This is a genomic window from Sphingobacterium gobiense, assembly GCF_002980575.1.
Lineage (GTDB): Bacteria > Bacteroidota > Bacteroidia > Sphingobacteriales > Sphingobacteriaceae > Sphingobacterium > Sphingobacterium gobiense.
The window spans coordinates 1,765,801-1,783,896 of the sequence record NZ_PVBS01000001.1; the positions used below are offsets into that span (position 1 = coordinate 1,765,801).

At 38.8% G+C, this 18,096-nt stretch carries 19 protein-coding genes; 2 read left to right on the top strand and 17 right to left on the bottom strand.

Annotated elements, in window-relative coordinates; translation table 11 throughout:
• Window positions 1-107: 107 nt before the first annotated feature.
• From C5749_RS07835 to C5749_RS07920, 17 genes are all read right to left on the bottom strand, one after another.
• Entirely contained in the window at window positions 108-1,064 is a 957-nt protein-coding gene (locus C5749_RS07835) for a TolB family protein (protein WP_105724579.1), read from the bottom strand.
• 138 nt (window positions 1,065-1,202) lie between these two features.
• Window positions 1,203-2,840: an ABC-F family ATP-binding cassette domain-containing protein gene (locus C5749_RS07840; protein WP_105724581.1), complete on the bottom strand. Its 1,638-nt coding sequence runs from the start codon at window positions 2,838-2,840 to the stop codon at window positions 1,203-1,205.
• A 143-nt stretch (window positions 2,841-2,983) separates the two neighbouring features.
• A complete protein-coding gene (locus C5749_RS07845) occupies window positions 2,984-3,391 on the bottom strand; it encodes a RidA family protein (protein ID WP_105724583.1) in 408 nt (135 codons plus the stop codon).
• 161 nt (window positions 3,392-3,552) lie between these two features.
• On the bottom strand, window positions 3,553-4,668 hold the full coding sequence (locus C5749_RS07850) for an oxidoreductase (RefSeq protein WP_105724585.1): 1,116 nt from the start codon (window positions 4,666-4,668) through the stop codon (window positions 3,553-3,555).
• 62 nt (window positions 4,669-4,730) lie between these two features.
• Window positions 4,731-5,315, bottom strand: a complete 585-nt coding sequence (locus C5749_RS07855) for a Crp/Fnr family transcriptional regulator (RefSeq protein WP_105725318.1) — start codon at window positions 5,313-5,315, stop codon at window positions 4,731-4,733.
• Between the two features lie 174 nt (window positions 5,316-5,489).
• Window positions 5,490-6,023, bottom strand: coding sequence for a dihydrofolate reductase family protein (locus tag C5749_RS07860; protein WP_105724587.1), 534 nt, complete (start codon window positions 6,021-6,023; stop codon window positions 5,490-5,492).
• Between the two features lie 71 nt (window positions 6,024-6,094).
• A complete protein-coding gene (locus tag C5749_RS07865) occupies window positions 6,095-6,829 on the bottom strand; it encodes a helix-turn-helix domain-containing protein (RefSeq protein ID WP_105724589.1) in 735 nt (244 codons plus the stop codon).
• Between the two features lie 278 nt (window positions 6,830-7,107).
• Complete coding sequence (locus tag C5749_RS07870; RefSeq protein WP_105724591.1) at window positions 7,108-8,016, bottom strand: NAD(P)/FAD-dependent oxidoreductase; 909 nt, start codon at window positions 8,014-8,016, stop codon at window positions 7,108-7,110.
• A 473-nt stretch (window positions 8,017-8,489) separates the two neighbouring features.
• Window positions 8,490-8,972, bottom strand: coding sequence for a YdeI/OmpD-associated family protein (locus C5749_RS07880; protein ID WP_105724596.1), 483 nt, complete (start codon window positions 8,970-8,972; stop codon window positions 8,490-8,492).
• Window positions 8,973-9,344: 372 nt separating this feature from the next.
• Window positions 9,345-9,863, bottom strand: coding sequence for an isopentenyl-diphosphate Delta-isomerase (gene idi, locus C5749_RS07885; protein ID WP_105724599.1), 519 nt, complete (start codon window positions 9,861-9,863; stop codon window positions 9,345-9,347).
• A gap of 2 nt (window positions 9,864-9,865) precedes the next feature.
• Window positions 9,866-11,170 carry a cryptochrome/photolyase family protein gene (locus C5749_RS07890; protein WP_105724601.1) on the bottom strand — a complete coding sequence of 435 codons (1,305 nt, stop codon included), beginning with the start codon at window positions 11,168-11,170 and terminating at the stop codon, window positions 9,866-9,868.
• A 34-nt stretch (window positions 11,171-11,204) separates the two neighbouring features.
• The gene (locus C5749_RS07895; RefSeq protein ID WP_105724603.1) at window positions 11,205-11,927 is read right to left on the bottom strand and encodes a lycopene cyclase domain-containing protein; all 723 of its coding nucleotides are present in this window, start codon (window positions 11,925-11,927) and stop codon (window positions 11,205-11,207) included.
• A gap of 3 nt (window positions 11,928-11,930) precedes the next feature.
• Entirely contained in the window at window positions 11,931-12,383 is a 453-nt protein-coding gene (locus C5749_RS07900) for a sterol desaturase family protein (RefSeq protein WP_105724605.1), read from the bottom strand.
• A 55-nt stretch (window positions 12,384-12,438) separates the two neighbouring features.
• A complete protein-coding gene (locus tag C5749_RS07905) occupies window positions 12,439-12,873 on the bottom strand; it encodes a hypothetical protein (RefSeq protein ID WP_245893659.1) in 435 nt (144 codons plus the stop codon).
• 20 nt (window positions 12,874-12,893) lie between these two features.
• Window positions 12,894-13,730: a phytoene/squalene synthase family protein gene (locus tag C5749_RS07910; protein ID WP_105724609.1), complete on the bottom strand. Its 837-nt coding sequence runs from the start codon at window positions 13,728-13,730 to the stop codon at window positions 12,894-12,896.
• A 5-nt stretch (window positions 13,731-13,735) separates the two neighbouring features.
• Window positions 13,736-15,208: a phytoene desaturase family protein gene (locus tag C5749_RS07915; protein WP_105724611.1), complete on the bottom strand. Its 1,473-nt coding sequence runs from the start codon at window positions 15,206-15,208 to the stop codon at window positions 13,736-13,738.
• Complete coding sequence (locus C5749_RS07920) at window positions 15,205-15,867, bottom strand: MarR family winged helix-turn-helix transcriptional regulator (protein ID WP_105724613.1); 663 nt, start codon at window positions 15,865-15,867, stop codon at window positions 15,205-15,207. Before C5749_RS07920 ends, C5749_RS07915 begins: the two co-directional genes overlap by 4 nt.
• Before the next feature lie 210 nt (window positions 15,868-16,077).
• Here C5749_RS07920 and C5749_RS07925 point away from each other — a divergent pair, with 210 nt between their 5' ends.
• A complete protein-coding gene (locus C5749_RS07925) occupies window positions 16,078-16,803 on the top strand; it encodes a class I SAM-dependent methyltransferase (protein WP_181151312.1) in 726 nt (241 codons plus the stop codon).
• Between the two features lie 69 nt (window positions 16,804-16,872).
• Window positions 16,873-17,739, top strand: coding sequence for an NmrA family NAD(P)-binding protein (locus C5749_RS07930; RefSeq protein WP_105724615.1), 867 nt, complete (start codon window positions 16,873-16,875; stop codon window positions 17,737-17,739).
• Window positions 17,740-18,096 lie beyond the last annotated feature (357 nt).

An 18,096-nucleotide genomic window follows, 5' to 3' on the forward strand; every position in this document is an offset into this window, starting at 1 on the left:
GGAGGATTTAGCATTTTCTGCCTTCTTCTCAATTCATGAAGACCTGAAGTTAGATGAGGTAGGATATTGCATTAGTAAATCGATTCGGACAAAGCACCCCGAATGGATTATCGCCATAACATCTGATTCGATGCTGTCTCGACATTTTTTGAATCGTTCCGACGAATCTCGAGGACGCCGTTACCAGGTTTTTTACCCACTTTGTATTTGTTGCCATCGGCAGGAATAATATTCAGGTCCCATGTACCGGGATGAAAAGTGCCCGGATAATAATCGGCTGCCACCAAGAGGTAGCGCCCATCTGGTGAAAAAATTGCTTCCCGTTCTTCACGGTCGCTTTCCGTCACCTGTACCAGATCTGTCCCGTCAGCATTCATTAAGTAAATGTGCTTATCGATACGGAGCGATATTTTGCTTCCATCGGCACTGGTGTGAATATTGCCCCAGTCCGAATAGTTTAATTCCTTAACAGGCGTTATCGATGTATACGGAGGATCACTTTTAAGTATGAACTTTTCAAACGTGAACAGGATGCTATTATTCGACGACCACACCACCTCGTCTCCAAGTGTAAGTTTGGTATCATTTACCATCGGCAAGTGATGTCTTACTTGACCTTCGGTATCAATAATAACGATACCATGCTCAAAATCTGGTTGTATGAGGATTAGGGATTTGTCTGGAGATAGCAAACCGCTGATCTGGCGGTCTTCGCCGTTTGGGCTATCATAAACAAACTCTTTAACTATACTGTTGTTTGCTGTATTGACGAGCTTAAATTTAATTTCGTCAAATTCTCCGGCAACAATTTCCGACTCAAGTCTGATGCTTCCATCCCAGCTGACATCCCACCCGTTAAGGGAATACGTGTTTCGGTTGAAATATATACTTCGCGCCTTGGTATTCAGATCTAGACTGTAGGTGTGTTCTCCTGAATCATATAACAGTATGCCACTGAATTCGTCATTTACCGGGAGCTCTGCGGAACCATCATTTTTTGAACATCCGGTTATATTAAGAAAATATACTACTGATAATAGAAACACCATATTGACATTTTTCATAGCAAATATTTCTGACGTTTAAAATTCGCGACCTTCCATCTTTGACCAATGTATTAATTAGAACAAAGTAACATAGATAAAAGGCTTATAACAATAACGGAAAACCAGTATTTTATCACTTCAATTATTTATTACCTTTTATCCCACCCTTTCTATATCATTAAGGTTACTCATTTTCTTATATTCCAAGAAGCCCTTGATATCTTCGAAGTGCTCTCTTACGCGCTTGTTGCCAAATTCGAAAACTTTCGTTGCCAATCCATCGAGGAAGTCTCTATCGTGCGATACCAAAATCAGCGTCCCATCAAATTCTTGTAGGGCATCTTTAATGATATCTTTGGTTTTCATGTCCAGGTGATTGGTAGGTTCATCGAGGATGAGCACATTTACGGGTTCTAATAATAGCTTGATCATAGCCAAACGTGTCTTTTCTCCTCCGGAGAGTACTTTCACCTTTTTGGTAGTATCGTCGCCGCTAAACATGAATGCACCCAGGAGATCTTTGATTTTGACACGCACTTCACCTACGGCAATTTGGTCGATGGTTTCGAACACGGTAAGCTCTTCGTCCAGCAACGAGGCCTGATTTTGTGCAAAATAACCGATTTGGGCATTATGCCCCACTTTTAGAGAGCCTTGGTAACCAATTTCACCCATAATCGCTTTAATCATGGTGGATTTACCCTCTCCATTTCTACCGACGAAAGCTACTTTTTCTCCACGTTCGATAACCATCGAGGCTTTTTCGAACACGACGTGCTCTCCATAGGTTTTGGTAAGTTCTTCAACGATAACCGGATATTGTCCCGAACGGGGCGATGGCGGGAATTTTAGACGTAGCGCGGAGGTATCTACCTCGTCCACTTCGATGATATCCAGTTTTTCCAACATCTTAACGCGGGACTGCACCTGCAATGTTTTGGAATAAGTGCCTTTAAAACGATCTATAAATTCTTGCGTATCGGCAATATAACGTTGTTGTTCTTCATAAGCCTTCAGCTGGTGCTGGCGTCGTTCTTGACGCAATTGCAGGTAGTGTGAGTATGTTGCTTTATAGTCGTAGATACGCCCCATCGTTACCTCGATCGTGCGGTTGGTGATATTATCGACAAATGCGCGATCATGGGAGATAACGATAACAGCTTTGGCCGAATTGACCAGAAAATCCTCTAGCCACTCAATACTTTCTATATCCATGTGGTTGGTAGGCTCATCAAGGAGTATTAAATCGGGCTTTTTCAACAGAATTTTGGCGAGTTCAATGCGCATGCGCCATCCACCTGAAAACTCCGCTGTCTGACGACTAAAATCCCGCCGTTCAAAACCCAAGCCTTTTAATACTTTCTCCACTTCTGCATCGTAGTTGGTCTCTTCGATGGAATAGAACTTTTCGCTTAGCTCGGAAACCTGCTCGATTAACTTCATGTACTCGTCCGATTCATAATCGGTACGGATGTTCAGTTGTTCGTTAAGCGTTTCAAGTTGGTCACGCATCTGGTAGACTTCATTAAAAGCTTTGGAGGTCTCCTCAAAAACCGTCATATTATCCTCCGTCAACAGGTGTTGAGGAAGGTAAGCGATCACCGCTTCCTTTGGTCCGCTGATATGACCGGTAGTAGGTTTCCCTACACCGGCAATGATTTTTAATAAGGTGGATTTTCCTGCACCATTCTTTCCCATCAGGGCAATCTTGTCATTTTCATTGATGGAAAACGACACATCACTGAAAAGGGTTGTTCCGCCAAAGGATACGGAGATATTATTTACGTCTATCACGATAGGTATCTATTTAAAAAACAGCCGCAAAGATACAGCAATATAATGGAGAATGTATATTAAGATTGTGAAAACACGGCATGGCGACGAAATTCACAACTAAAATAATAATCGCTATTTTTGACATATATTCTATTGCGATATTACTTTTTCCAGTCCGCCACTTCATCTGCTACGGCAATAGCTTCGATTTCAATTAATGCGTCGGGAGAGAAAAGTGAAGATACTTCAAAAATCGTATCTGCCGGATAAGGAGCAGTAAAGTATTTGCCTCTCAATTCGACAATCTTCTCGAAGTTTCCCATGTCCCGGAGCATGATGGTAACCTTAACCACGTTTTTCAAACTTGAACCTCCGGATTTCAATACTTTGTCCAAGTTTTCAAAAGCCATTTGCGCCTGGGCATCAAAGTCACCTATGCCTATCAGCTTTCCATCCTCGCCTATAGCGGTCTGTCCCGAAATAAACAATAAATCACCTACTCGATGACCCTGTGCCAGACGGAACGGTTCGTAAGCGTCTGGCGTAATTTTAATTTGTGAAATTTTCATTATAGTATTTTGTTTTTTAATGGTAATGAAGCTTGCATGAGTTGATTTTTCCATATCCCTTTTTCTATGGTGACACATGCGGGTTTCATTTTTTCTTTATTTGAAGTTATAGCTATGTTCGTCTGTGCGAAAGTTTTTCCTGTGATGGTATTTAGGGAAAGCTAATTGCTTTCAAGATTTAATTCTTTGATAATTTTTCGAGTATGGCTGAGGGTTGCTTCCGGCCATAACATATCACGGTGAAAAGGAATTAGGGGTATACTGTTTATCGTTTTTATCACCCAATGTGGGTCTGCCAAAGCTACCTTGCCAATAGCGATTAGGTCTGCGTGGTTGTCTTTCAAGGCGATTTCCGCCTTATTTAGATTATGAAAACCTCCGTTCGCGATTACAGGAATGCCAGTAGCCTTCCGGATAATTGATGCTAATGATATTCCATCTTCAAAGAAGCTATCCCGTTCCCATTCTCCCGTCTGCACCGCCACGTGAACAAAATCGGGTTGGCTTGCTTTTATTTCTTCAGCCAGTTCTTTGGCAGTTTCAATACCGTCTGCCCAGCGGTATGTAAGGTCGTTTACTTTCCCCTCTGAAATCCTTAGACCGACGATGAAATCCTGCGGTACGGATGCCTGTATGCCAGCGATAATTTCGGCAATAACACGGAAACGGTTCTGCATCGTGCCGCCGTAATGGTCGTTACGGTGGTTCAGTTCTGGTGTAAGGAACTGGTCTAAAAGATAGCCGTTTGCCCCGTGAATTTCTACGCCATCAAAACCTGACTTATAAGCGTTTACAGCTCCATCGATGAAACCCTGTTTCATTCTTTCAATATCCATCAAGTCCATTTCTTTAGGGATTGGAAATGCCCCGTCGCCACCGTAGGAAGCCATCTTTACGCCGACAGGTTTTACGGCGGACGGGGCTAAGGTGTTATCGTTGCATTGAGACAAAGCACCCCCGTGCATCAACTGTGCAAATATGAGGGACGGAGACTTATGCACAGTACGGGTTACCTTTACCCATGAAGCACGTTGTTCATCATTTACAAGTGCAGGCTGATTGGCGTAACTTTGGCTACCGTACACATCGGTGTAGATGCCTTCGGTAATGATAACTGCAAATCCTCCAATTGCAAATGCGGAATAATAGTCCGTCATTTCGTCCGTAGCCAAGCCGTCCGCAGTAGCGCTCACACGTGACATCGGCGCAACTACCGTCCGGTTAATCAATGCTTTTTGCCATATATTGGCTTTCTGAAAAATAGGATGATGTTTCATTTGCTTCTTAAATTTTATGAAGCAAATTTGATGGTATTCGATTTAGAAAAAATTGACCTAGGTCAAGACGGTTTATTTTTTTTCTTAATACGGCTTATAAATTCCGCCGACACACCCAAATAGGATGCTATCAGATATTGGGGTACTTTGGAGACTATGTTTGGGTAGGTTTCTAAAAAATTATAATACCTGCTCTCGGCATCGTACACGTTGTTATAGATAATTCTCTTTTGTAGTGCTCCCAAATAACTTTCCAATATTATCCGAAAGTACCGCTCCAAACAGGGAAGTTCAGTTAGTAACTGCTGAAAAGAATAATGGCTAATCTGTAAAACGGTCGTTTTTTCTATGGCTTGTATGTTGTATATGGATGGTTTCTGCTTGGAAAAGCTATCTAAGTCGGAAGCCCACCAATCGTCAACAGCGAAAAACAGGATTTCCTCATTGCCATTTTCGGCATTGATATAAAATGCTTTCAATGCTCCCGAAACTACATAGCTATCGTAACGACACGTATCGCCGTTACGTAAGAGATAGTCTCCCTTTTCCAATGTTTTCTTTGTCCAAAAACGCTCGAAAGTTAAAATTTCCTCTTGGGTTAAGTGTATGTGTTTTGATATGTTTTTTAGTAAAGTATTTTCGACCATAGAATTATTTTTCTCTATTTCGGTTTGCAACCGAAAATCAACGTAAGGGATAAAAGCGAGATCTGCTGTGGTCTGACTGATCCGCTTCTAAGCCCTTTTTTGTTTCTCCTCCAGTATACAGCAACCTTATTGCCACGGACACTTGCAATAAGGTTGTCCAGTCCGGTTCGCTGTTTACTTTTTTCGTTTATACTGTAGCTGCATCAATCCAGTTTCGAACGTTTTTGCTTTAACGAATTCTAGTGTTTGCTCAGGTCTTCCGTCTTTAAAAAGTCTTGTTCCACTACCTAACAAAACAGGAATAACCGAGATTATAAGCTCGTCTACTAAGTCGTTCTTCAATAGCTCATTGATTACTTCTGCACCACCATCACAATAGATATGCTTACCGCTTTCAGATTTTAAACGGTCAACCAGTTCGGTTAAGTCTCCTGTATAGAAAATCGTTCTACCTACTTGTGGCCTTTCAGTTCTTGTTATGACATAAATATCTCTTTGTCCGTTGTCGTAATGAGAAGCTCCGATTTCCTTTACTACATAATCGTAGGTTCTTCTTCCAATAATTATAGTATCAATTCGGGATGTAAATTCTACATAACCATAATCTTCTCCTTCTTTTTCTACAAGTTTCAAAAAGCTTAAATCGTCATTTGGCTTGGCAATATAGCCATCTAAGCTCATGGCTATAAAAAGTGATAGTTTTCGCATTTGTTTAGAATTTTAATATGTTACAAATTTACTCTTAAACAAGTACTTGCACTTTGTAAAAATGCGACAAATTAAAGCAATGATGGTGAAAGTCCCGTATTTCGCTTGATTTCATTGCTAAGGTGCGAATGGTCATAATAGCCACATTCAAATGCAATATCTGATAAGCTCCGATTTTGATTTGGATTTTTGATTAGCCGCAAAGCATACTGAAAACGAATAATATTTGAGTATTCTTTTGGAGATAATCCGATGAGCTTTTTAAAATTCCGCTCCAGTTGTCTTATGGTTGTACAATTTCTTTTTGCCAACTCGTAAATGCTGCTTGTTCCGTTTGCTGAATGTATATCGTTAAGTACTGATTGTAGTTGATTATTTTTGTGTTTTATCCTCTCTGAAAAGAAATGATCAAAATAATGGAACGGGCTGTCAAATATTTTATCGATATTAAATGAATTGGATTTTTCAAATTCAACAGTGTCGTTGGTCAATTCATTTTGTGAAGCATAACTATAGAAATTCGCGAAAGTCGCCGGTTTCAGGCATACGCCTATTAAATGTGTGTTCGTATCGATAAAACTATCTTTAAATGAGGTCATTGCACCAACTACATAAGTCTTCCCGAACTGCATTAAAACTGAGCCGTTATCTGTCAAACAACTTTCTCCTACATTCATGACCACGCCAGCGCAACCATCGGGGAAAACCCTCTCCCACTGTGTTTCCATTGCGGTTTCTTTCAGTTCCCAATAGAAATGAATAAAGGGTTCTAATTCTTTGTACGGTTTTATCTTTTTATACTCCATTGGTTTTTCGGGGCAGTTCACTACAACGACTTCTCGATACAATTATTTTCATCAAATTTATAAAATATATTTCTTCTGAAGATTGATCAAACGACGATACTTTCTTTAAACAGTTAAATATGCTAAAGAGAACAACTTCACGACCATATAGCGTCAGACCGTGATAAATATGCCTGTGTATATTTTTTTTAACACGGTCCACAGTCATTTGGCATGGATTTGCTGGCATTAAGGGTCATGTAAAAAGACAAAGGAAAAGATCGCCAAAATAAAAGTGACTAAAACATCTCCTGCGTCAATTCGCTATTCACCATGGCACCTACTAATGTTCCGGCTGCAACAGCATTCGATACAGATCGCATCGGACTTGTATTATCACCGCACGCATAGACGCCCGCTACCGTTGTTTTCTGAAAAGCATCCACTTGCAGGTGTCCCATTTCAGTCAGTTCGCAGCCTAAATTGATAGGGATGTCACAATGTTGCTCAAAAGGGATAGCGGCATAGGCAGCATCAAAATTTTCTAACGTATTATCCTTAAATACTAAGCTTGTTATCTGTCCGTTCTCGTGCAGGATTTCTCTGACTTCTTTTTCGATGACCCGAATTTTATGCTTACCCAGTTTATCTAATTGCTCTTCCGTAAATTCAGGCTTTCCGCCTGGTATGATGGTAATGTGTTGCGAGAGATTATTCACCAGAGAGGTTAAATGTACCGCGCGTTCTCCATTGGCGACAATAGCCGTCTTTTTCCCACGAACTTCGTAGCCATGGCAATAAGGACAATGAATAACGGATTTTCCCCAACAAGCTTCAAAACCTTCTATGTCGGGAAAAATATCTTTGACACCGGTAGCAAAAATTAACTTCTTGGCAGAAAATATTTCTCCTGAGTGGGTATGAATATCAAAACCCTTTTCGGTTTTAAAACCATGAACCGCTAAATCGTCATAAAATTTCACCGTCTTATATTTCAGCACCTGTTCTTTCGCCTTCGCGGCAATATCTGCAGGCACGGAACCGTCGTGAGTTATAAAATTGTGTGAATGTGGTGTGTATCGATTGCAGGGCTTTCCACTATCGATAACCAATACGTTTTTTAAGGAACGTCCTAACGCCATTGCGGCTGAAAGCCCTGCATAACTACCGCCGACAATGATGACATCTATTGCATGATTTTGTACCATATTACTGTCCTGATCTTTCTTTTTGTTACTGCAAAGGTAGATATAGTTTTTATTATTGCAACACAATTGCATTAAAATTATATAAGTACGGCATGTTTAAAATGTGTAAAGTAAGTGCAGACTCGCCACCACTTCCCCAGCAGGACTAGCGCCAATCCAGTCCTACGAATATAGTCATACACCGCTGCAATCTGTCACTTTGTTAGCTTTTCTGGGTCGACTATGGAATAGATATCTTGAATTAGACCATCATTATTTAATTGGAGGATATGACAATTATGTAATTTATCATTTTCCCAAAAGCGAATCGCAGGTTGATGATTAAAAGATTGAAAAGTAAATTCTTTGCCGAGCAGAAATTGTTGCTGTATTGTGTCCATAGACTTATTATCTGGTGTGCTGTCACAGGATTGGAAAAGAAATGCTATTGACAGATATATTGTAGAAAGTTTTTTCATCGGTTTGTCTATCCATTATAAAGGATTGCGACCAATAAATCGATTTTTTCCAAGCAGAAAACCAACGGCACGCCTTATATTTTCGGTGCGGCTTGCTGGTGTTTTCAATGTGGAAATATATCGGATGATTTCTTTCTTTAAATAGGGTGGCTGCGCTTGAAAAATAGCATTTGCTTTACTGTTTTTAGAAAGAGCCTCCATGAAATCTGCTGGAATATCTAGTATGTTTTCTGTTTGGTTATAACCGATAGACACGATTATTACTTCACCTATTCTTTTAGGCGATGCAGGTAACATTTTCATGTTGATGTAAAGCCGCCAGGAGCCTTTAAACCGGACCAGCGTCTGCGCATAAGGTTTCTCATTCACATAACCTTTTACCGGAATTGGCCCTTTATCGCGTCCTGCATCCTGAAAAATAGTGTTCAGGATATGTTCCGGAACAAAGACAAAGGGATTGATACCTATAATGTCCAACGAAGCTTTGAATTCATCCATATTTCTGTTCGAATTTATGGATAAACTTCTGTTTGGCAAAGTACCATTGGTAAACCGATTATAACGAGATAGGGAAAGAACTCATGTGTTAGTGGTTTATGGTTGTACAATAAAATTCATAAACTCCACTGGAGTATTACCAGTGACAGGATCATACGCATAGACCATCAGTTCATATTCGCCTGTATTTTTAATGTATTTTCTGGCAAGCATTTTAGTGAAATATACTGATGTGTTCGCGGTGATAGGATATTGATAATAAATCCTGAAATTTCCAAAATCACACCATCGCCCAAAATGTGCTTACCTGGGATGAGCCACATCTCTGTACTGGCCGCTATCTGAGCACTTCGCTTGTTACAAATATCTTTTTCACGGTTCTATTTTTGAAAGTAATTCCGGAAAAGCCTGCCTGAACCACACGGTATAATGCCATGGATTCTCATTTATATCCGATAGAATTTCAGCGGTATTCATCCATTTGTAATCCGATGCTTCATCTTTGTTTAAAATCGGATTTTGGTTAGTTTGCCCTATAAAAACATAATCTAGCTCGTGCTCGATTAAATTGTTTTCAACAGGTTCGTTGTATATAAAAGAGTAAATCAGTTTCAAGTCACATTTTATACCCATTTCATAATACAACCGCTCGATGGCACTCATCGTTATGTCTTCACTCCATTGCGGATGGGAACAACAGGTATTGGTCCACAAACCACCACCGTGATACTTGTTGGCAGCTCTTTTTTGCAAAAGCAACGCTCCCTCATCGTTAAAAATAAACACTGAAAATGCCCTGTGGAGCTCCCCTTGCTGATGAGCAAGCAATTTTTCCATCTCTCCGATAGCATTATCCTCTATATCTACAAGGACGACTTTATTTCTTTCCATATTTACGTATTTTCTTTTACCGCATCTCCATACACTTTCAAAGCTCTTTCCCGTGCAAAGCTATGTTCAACAATAGGTTTGGGATAGCTTTCGGCACCAAATTCGGGAACCCATTTTTTGATGTATGTTAAATCTTTATCGAATTTTTCGGTTTGTCTAGCCGGATTAAAAACCCTGAAATACGGGGCGGCATCACAACCCGAACCTGCTGCCCATTGCCAGTTCCCATTATTGGCAGATAAATCGTAATCATTAAGTTTTTGAGCAAAATAAGCCTCGCCCCAACGCCAGTCTATTAATAAATGTTTACACAAAAAGCTCGCAGCAATCATCCGAACACGATTGTGCATATAGCCTGTTTCGTTCAGTTGCCGCATTCCTGCATCGACTATCGCATACCCTGTTTTTCCCGCACACCATTGTTCAAATTCCCACTCATCATTTCGCCATTGGATAGCGTCATATTTAGCTTTGAACGATTGATTGACAACTTTAGGGAAACGATACAGTATCTGCATAAAAAATTCACGCCAGATTAGTTCGTTCAACCAGATTTGATTGTGCCCCAAAGCAAAAGCCACACATTTACGAATACTAATTGTTCCGAAACGCAAAGCAATACCAAGTTGGGTAGTCCGTTGCGATGCCGGATAATCCCGATATTTGTCATATTCATCGATTATCGAAGCATCCAATTTGGGCGTTTCAAAAGTCATATCCGCTTTTTCAAAACCAATTTCTTTTAAAGAATGAATCTCTTTATAATCTTGCTTTAGAAAATTTGTAAAATAAGTTTGGTATGGCTTATAATGATCTTCTATTAATCGTTCTTTCCATTTTTTGGAATATGGTGTATAAACTGTATAAGGCGTTCCGTCGTTTTTCAGCAAATCGCTTTTATCAAAAATTACCTGGTCTTTGAATGCGCTGAAAGGAATGTTTTGTTCTTTGTATAAATGATAAATTTCGGTATCTCTTTTAATGGCTTGGGGTTCGTAATCCCGATTGAAAAAAACGGATTGAACGGCATATTTTTCAGAAAGCATCTTGAAAATATCTGCCGGATTTCCATAGAATGTATTTAGTCTTGTATTTGACGATTTTAGTTCCGTGTTTATTTTTGAGAGTGCCTGATGAATGTAATCCACTCTTCGGTCTTGCTTATCCTCAAAGTGTTTCAAAATATTCGTATCGAAAATAAAAATTGGCAAAACAGGACATTCCGAAGCTAATGCCTGACATAAACCTACATTGTCTTCTAAACGCAAATCTCTGCGAAACCAAAAAATGGAAACTTTATTTTTCATTCAAAGATGGATTACTGTTCAATATTTGTTCGCATCAAAGTTCTTGGCTGACTATGCGTTTTTTATTTTCATCTAAAGTGTGTTTAAACCGCTTAAAAAAATACAGTACCAAAAGAAATTGCGTATAGCCGTATACGGCATCTTCTACAGGTATCGTGAGCATGCGTATGCCAAGAAAATGATTTGGGTTGTAATTTACGATAGGCGCTTCCAATCCTGTTCCTGTCAACACCCCATTTACAGGGAAGAAACCTAGCATCAGCACCGTAAAAACAAGTGATGCCTTGCCGATCCAGCGTGCACGGACAACAAAATGCAGATAGATTAAGGTTACTATCGTGGCGATAGCTGTTACCAGTGTATAGATTTTGTCGTGATGCAATAGAGCTATCAGCGAACACACAATTACACTGACAAAAACAATCAAGTTATTCATTCCCGAAAGCCAATCCAACTTGAAAAATTTGTCAAAACAGAAATAAGTAAACACGCAAGAAAAGGGAATACAGATAAAAAACAGCCATTCTTCCAAAGGTAATCCGGCGACGACTATTCCGAGTGTGTAATCGGTATTGAACCACCAAACACCCGTTGCCGTAAACCAAATATCCCAAGCAATGAAAGGAATGGCCACCAAAATAGCCGATTTCAGAAATGCCGCGAAGTGGCGATTAAACAGTATCCGCTTGTCAAAAGATGCGATGAAACAAATGATGACCGTGAAAAATAATATCAATGCGTAAGTATATACTTTCATTTTTTAGCGGTTTTTAAAAAACATCCTGAAATATTTGAAAGGCACATACAGAAATCCGAAACATTCGCCATCTTCTTTTCCCGTATGCTTGTGATGTTGTTTATGAGCCCTGCGTAGTGCCAGGAAATAAGGGTTTTTGATGTTTGTGAAATATCTAAGTCTTTGATGAATAAAAATATCGTGTACAAAAAAATAGGCCATTCCATACAGCATAATCCCCAAACCAATAAAGAATAAGTAATTAAACTCCTCTAATGACCCGAAATACATCAAGGCGATCGTTGGCGAGGCAAATATCACAAAGAAATAATCGTTCTTTTCAAAAATGCCCTCATTGCTGTGGTCGTGGTGATCTTTGTGCAGAAACCACAGAAAACCATGCATCACATATTTGTGGATAATCCAAGTTGCTCCTTCCATCAAGATAAATGTGAGCAATGTGATTAATAAGTTCATACAAAAATGATTTTTAAAATTGTTGTTCTCTGTATAAATTGAGTTTTCATTTTTTTTAATCTTTTAAAAGTTTTTCCATATTCTTTTTCAGAATATCCGAATTAATTTGGTTGCGATTTTTCTTAATAAATTCAGTATCCTCTTTAATGTTTGATTTGTAGCCCAAAAAAGAGGGCGCATTTTTCTGAACAGAAAGCCGAATAAACCTTAACTCAGCATTATTAGGATCTTTTTTAATAGCTTGTTCTATGTTGTTCTTTCCTTTATTGAATGTATTCAGTTTGCTAATCGGACTAAAAACGTGGTTTGCCCTAATGGTTTGCAAGCCCCCCAAATATCCTAAAAGCGTCACCGAGTTGTCTTTTGTTTTTTCAAGTTCGGTAATCGTTTGTTGGCACAATGCTTTATCCGATAAAAACGCATTGTAATTTGTTCTCACTTTATCTAAAATGCTAACATCAAAACTTGTCAGAAAAAATAAAGCCGGCATAATCAACGTAAAAATTTTCATTACAAAAAAGCTGTTTTATACCTTACATAACTTTTGAACGCTACATAAGCTTTTTCGGAATTGGGAATACGGACCCTGCTATTCAGTATCTCCATTGATGATTTTCGTTTTATTTTTTGAAATAAAGCAAAGTAATATTTATAAGCCAGATACACCCCAAAGATTGAAGAACTAGGGAGCTTTTTAATACCGACTAGAGCTTCTTTAAATTCTTCTTCAATCTCTGTTTCAATTTCCCATTTCACAGCATTATCAAATACATTCATATCGATATTTGGAAAATAAGTGCGTCCCAAAATCTGATAATCATCTTTCAAATCCCTCAAAAAATTGATTTTCTGAAAAGCTGAACCCAGCTTCATGGCATAAGGTTTCAGCTCCTCGTATTTCTCTTTATTTCCATTGGTAAAAACCTGCAAACACATCAAGCCAACCACTTCTGCTGAACCGAAAATATATTCTTTGTACAATTCAGGATTGTAATCTACTGGCTGTAAATCCATTTCCATACTGTGCAAAAACTGGTCAATCAGACTTTTGTGAATAGCGTATTTATGCACCGTTTCCTGAAAGGACTGTAAAATAGGATTCAGAGAGATTTTTTCTGATATAGCGTTTTCAGTTTCAATTTTCAAACGATTCAGCAGTTTGCTTTTATCATAATCGTGAAAGCTGTCTACGATTTCGTCTGCCAGTCGCACGTATCCGTAAATTGCATAGATAGCAGTACGAATAGCGGGATTTAGCGCCAAAATACCCAAAGAAAAACTTGTGCTGTATTTTTGGGTGGTCATCTTACTTACCGAGTAAGAAAGTTCGTCAAATAACTGTTTCATATTACTCAGTTTTTTATTTTGATTATTTCGTTGGCTACAATTTTTCCTGATATGATTGACGGCGGAACGCCAGGCCCCGGAACCGTCAGCTGACCTGTATAGAACAAATTTCTCAGCTTTTTGTTGCTGATTTTGGGTTTCAAAACCGCCGTTTGACCAAGTGTATTTGCCAAACCATAAGCATTGCCACCATAAGCATTGTAGTCAGCCATAAAATCGCTGACACAATAACTTCTTTTATATTCAATTTTAGACTGTAAATCGCTTATGCCTGTGTGCTTTTCGATTCTTGAAAGCATTTGTGCTAAGTATTTTTCCCGAATACATTCCTCATCGTTCATTCCGATAGCCAAAGGCATCAGCAAAAACAAATTTTCTTTTCCTTCCGGAGCAACGCTATCATCAGTTTTTGACGGACAACACGCGTAAAACAATGGTTTTTCCGGCCACTTTTTTCCTTTATAGATACAGTCAATATGTTCGTCCAATTCATTCTCAAAGAAGAGCGTATGGTGTTTCAGATTGGGAATGGTTTCATTGATACCTAAATAGAAAATGAGGCTCGATGGTGCAAATGTTTTTTTCTTCCAATAATCGTCATTATAATTTCTATACGGTGCATCTAAGAGTGTTTCGGTATGCTGATAATCCGAAGAAGCAACCACGGCATCAAATTCATATTTTTCGTCATTGATAGTCAAATAACTCACCTTATCATTTTGTGTATTAATGCGTTCAACGGTTTTATTAAAATGAAAATGTACACCTTGCTTTTCGGCTACACTTTTCATGGCCAGCACTAATTGATAAAAGCCACCCAGAGGATAATGCGTTCCCAAAGCATACCCTCCATAGTTCATCAAGCTGTACATTGCCGGAATATTTTTGGGAGAGGCACCCAAGAAAATCACGGGAAATTCCATCAGCGTTCTTAACTTTTGACTTTTAAAATATCGAGCAACATAAGTTCGGAAACTGGTCAGCAGATCTAACTTTAAGGCACTTTTCGCTATTTTGGGAGAAATAAATTCCGCCCAGTTATGACAAGGTTTATTCACAAAATCTTTCATTCCGATTTCATATTTGAATTTTGCCGATTGCATAAATTTTTGCAACTGCGATGCTGCACCTTTTTCGATTTTTTCAAAGACGGTTTTTAATTCCGCTAAACTTTCAGGCACGTCAATTTTCTCATCGGAAAAAATCATCTCAAACTGTGGATTTAAAGAAACCAACTCAAAGAAATCAGCCGTTTTGCAACCGAAATCGGCAAAGAAACCTTCCATAATATCAGGCATCCAATACCAGCTTGGCCCCATATCAAACACGTAACCTTGTTCGATCGTAAATTGCCTTGCTCGGCCACCTGATTGGTCGTGCTTTTCAAAAACATGTACATCATTTCCTGCTTTGGCCAGATATGCAGCAGCCGATAAACCCGAAAATCCCGAACCGATAACAGCTATCTTCTTTTTCATAAGTTTGTATTATTTAAGGCTTTTTCCAACAAATATTCGGGTTCTATATTTTTGTCATAAATCGGCTTATGAAAGTCATTGAGCTTATCGAGCAAGCGGATCAATTCCATTTTTTCATTTTTGGTTAAATCTCCTGTAACAATTTTAGTTGCTTTTCTGATTTTATCCATTTGCTTATCCAAAACCTGAATACCTTTGTCAGTAATTTTCAAAACCTTACTTCTTTTATCGATTTCCGAAGCTGCTTGGTTTACCCACCCTTTTGAAATTAAGCGATTGATAATCTGCATTCCGACAGGTTTTTCGTGGACGTTCTTTTTTATCAACTCCATTTTTGTCATCTCACCAAAGGCTTTTAGATTGATGAGGTAAATAAAATCTTCCTGCGACGAAAAATCGGAGCCGAAAATTGCCGACTTTGAATAGCTTTTAGCATAGCGGTTCATATGCACAATTAATGTATTTATGACACTTTCGGGACTTCGACCGTTCTCTTTCCCTTCCCAATTAGGCTCGGTAGTCGAGTTCTCGTCATTATAATTTATAAAAATCCACTTTTTGAAATCATCGATGGTAACTGCCGACTTATTCAAACCGGTATTTTGATTTTCAAATTCCACGACCAAATCAAGTATATCTTTAATCAAATTATAATTCATACATAATCAATTTGTTCACAAATATACTAATTATAATTAATATAGTATATTTTTATACTTTTTAATAACGGTATAATTTATCTTTTAGTTTTTTTGGTCGGATGCGATATTAAGCAGTGTATTCCCGGTGGAGTATCCGCTTGTTTGAATTCTAGGATATTTGGCTTAAATTTATTTCTACCTTATTACTACTCGAAAAAAATTGAATTTATGAAATCTACGATAAAAGAAATTGAAGAACGCTTTGATAATGATGTGGAACGGTTTTCTAAACTGGAAACGGGTCAACAGACAACCTTAGATGCAACATTTAATATGGAGCTGATAACAGAAGGTATCGTCCGTCATTATCCCACACTTAAGTCTGTATTGGATATTGGTTGCGGTGCTGGTAATTATTCGGTAAAATTATCACAGAAAAAACCAGATATTGATGTGACATTAGTTGATTTGAGTCAACCAATGTTAGACAGGGCATTAGAGAGGGTTGGTGCGGTAACACAAGGAAAAGTTGATGTACGCAAAGGTGATTTTAGATCGATTGATTTCGGAACGGAAAAATTTGATGTTATTATCGCAACGGCTGTGCTGCATCATTTGCGTAATGATAACGATTGGGAAACAGCGTTTAACAATTTTTTTGGTTTGTTAAAAGAGGGCGGCAGCATTTGGATATTCGACCTGGTTCATCAGTCTGATACAGCATTACAGCAATATATCTATCAAGAACTTTATGGGGAATATTTGACAGGTTTGAGGGATGAGCACTATAGAGATCATGTTTTTGCCTACATCGATCGGGAGGATACACCGCGTAGTTTGATGTATCAGTTAAATTTATTGGAGAAAGTTGGATTTAAGAAAACAGATGTTTTACATAAAAACCTCTGCTTCGCTTCCTTTGTAGCTTTTAAAACAAAGGAGTGCCACCCCTGACATACCGTTGTCACCTGTCGCTCTTATCTTTGTTCACAGACATTCTTACTCTCAAAATTAGAAAAATATATGAACATCATTGTAGGAGCCACAGGGCAGGTAGGATCATATCTTATCCAAGAACTAAAACAGCAGAACGTTCCGGTTAGGGCGCTGGTCAGAAATCTTCAAAAACTTTCTGATAAAACCATTGAATCCCGGGAAGTCGACCTATTCAATGTCGAAAAACTTGTGGAAGCGTTCCAAGGCGGAACTACGGCTTTCGTTTTGACACCCGAAAATCCGGTGTCCAACGACATCATCGGAGAAACCAAACATATTGTCCAAAATTATAAGACCGCGATCCAAGCGACAGGAATTAAAAAAGTAGTCGCGTTGTCTTGTATAGGAGCACATATCAAAGGCGACACCGGCAACATTCTGATGTCCCGAATTTTAGAACAGGGATTGGATGAGCTATCTATAGAGCGGGTTTATATCAGACCTTCTTATTATTTCAGTAATTGGTTGGCCTATATGGAAACCGCTGATCAACATGGTGTCTTACCAACTTTTTTTTCCGAAGAGTTGCAAATAGAGATGCATTCCCCGATCGACTTAGCTAAATTCATTGCTAAAGTAATAATAGACACATCATCTTCAGAAAAGAGAAAAATCTATGAACTAACAGGACAAGAAAAATACACTTCACGGGATGTGGCCGATGTCTTTTCGAAGGTCCTTAACAGGGATGTAACTGTGCAACCCATCGAAAAAGACAAATGGCAGGATACCCTTTTGTCAGTTGGCTTTACAGTGAACGCGGCACGTAATCTAGCTGATATGACACAAGCTGTTATTGATAACCTAGCCGTTCCAGAATATCCGAACGATATCATTAAACTCCCTACGACGCTGACAGATTATTTGAAAGCATGCTATACACCATCATGCTAGAGATAAGGAACTTAAAATATACTACGCATCATATTCAGCGCTCGACATACCATCATTAGATATGAAGGAAGACATTTATTGGATCAAAGGCAAAAATGGCTCGGGTAAAAGTACAAAAATGCCTTGCGGGCCTCTTAATCATTCTCTATACGAAAGATATTGAAACGACTAAAAATAAAATAATAAGCGCAGGGAGCACTATTGTTAAGGGTATTTTCAGTTTCCCCGGAGGAAACGTTTTCAATTCACGGATTTAGACGGCTAGGAACTCGCTGTTTGGACTGAATATGAAATAGACAGCTTGTGAAAAACAAAGTGCAGATAATGTTATCCATCAAGGTTGACGATAGAAAAGGA

Excerpts from the sequence above, each read along its gene's own strand:
- C5749_RS07865 (WP_105724589.1), bottom strand. The coding sequence starts at position 6,829 with ATGGAGTATAAAAAGATAAAACCGTACAAAGAATTAGAACCCTTTATT.
- C5749_RS07880 (WP_105724596.1), bottom strand. The coding sequence starts at position 8,972 with ATGGATGAATTCAAAGCTTCGTTGGACATTATAGGTATCAATCCCTTT.
- C5749_RS07905 (WP_245893659.1), bottom strand. The coding sequence starts at position 12,873 with ATGCCGGCTTTATTTTTTCTGACAAGTTTTGATGTTAGCATTTTAGAT.
- C5749_RS07915 (WP_105724611.1), bottom strand. The coding sequence starts at position 15,208 with ATGAAAAAGAAGATAGCTGTTATCGGTTCGGGATTTTCGGGTTTATCG.
- C5749_RS07920 (WP_105724613.1), bottom strand. The coding sequence starts at position 15,867 with ATGAATTATAATTTGATTAAAGATATACTTGATTTGGTCGTGGAATTT.
- C5749_RS07900 (WP_105724605.1), bottom strand. The coding sequence starts at position 12,383 with ATGAACTTATTAATCACATTGCTCACATTTATCTTGATGGAAGGAGCA.
- C5749_RS07910 (WP_105724609.1), bottom strand. The coding sequence starts at position 13,730 with ATGAAACAGTTATTTGACGAACTTTCTTACTCGGTAAGTAAGATGACC.
- C5749_RS07925 (WP_181151312.1), top strand. The coding sequence starts at position 16,078 with ATGAAATCTACGATAAAAGAAATTGAAGAACGCTTTGATAATGATGTG.
- C5749_RS07895 (WP_105724603.1), bottom strand. The coding sequence starts at position 11,927 with ATGAAAGTATATACTTACGCATTGATATTATTTTTCACGGTCATCATT.
- C5749_RS07870 (WP_105724591.1), bottom strand. The coding sequence starts at position 8,016 with ATGGTACAAAATCATGCAATAGATGTCATCATTGTCGGCGGTAGTTAT.
- idi (WP_105724599.1), bottom strand. The coding sequence starts at position 9,863 with ATGGAAAGAAATAAAGTCGTCCTTGTAGATATAGAGGATAATGCTATC.
- C5749_RS07855 (WP_105725318.1), bottom strand. The coding sequence starts at position 5,315 with ATGGTCGAAAATACTTTACTAAAAAACATATCAAAACACATACACTTA.
- C5749_RS07845 (WP_105724583.1), bottom strand. The coding sequence starts at position 3,391 with ATGAAAATTTCACAAATTAAAATTACGCCAGACGCTTACGAACCGTTC.
- C5749_RS07860 (WP_105724587.1), bottom strand. The coding sequence starts at position 6,023 with ATGCGAAAACTATCACTTTTTATAGCCATGAGCTTAGATGGCTATATT.
- C5749_RS07890 (WP_105724601.1), bottom strand. The coding sequence starts at position 11,170 with ATGAAAAATAAAGTTTCCATTTTTTGGTTTCGCAGAGATTTGCGTTTA.
- C5749_RS07850 (WP_105724585.1), bottom strand. The coding sequence starts at position 4,668 with ATGAAACATCATCCTATTTTTCAGAAAGCCAATATATGGCAAAAAGCA.
- C5749_RS07930 (WP_105724615.1), top strand. The coding sequence starts at position 16,873 with ATGAACATCATTGTAGGAGCCACAGGGCAGGTAGGATCATATCTTATC.
- C5749_RS07835 (WP_105724579.1), bottom strand. The coding sequence starts at position 1,064 with ATGAAAAATGTCAATATGGTGTTTCTATTATCAGTAGTATATTTTCTT.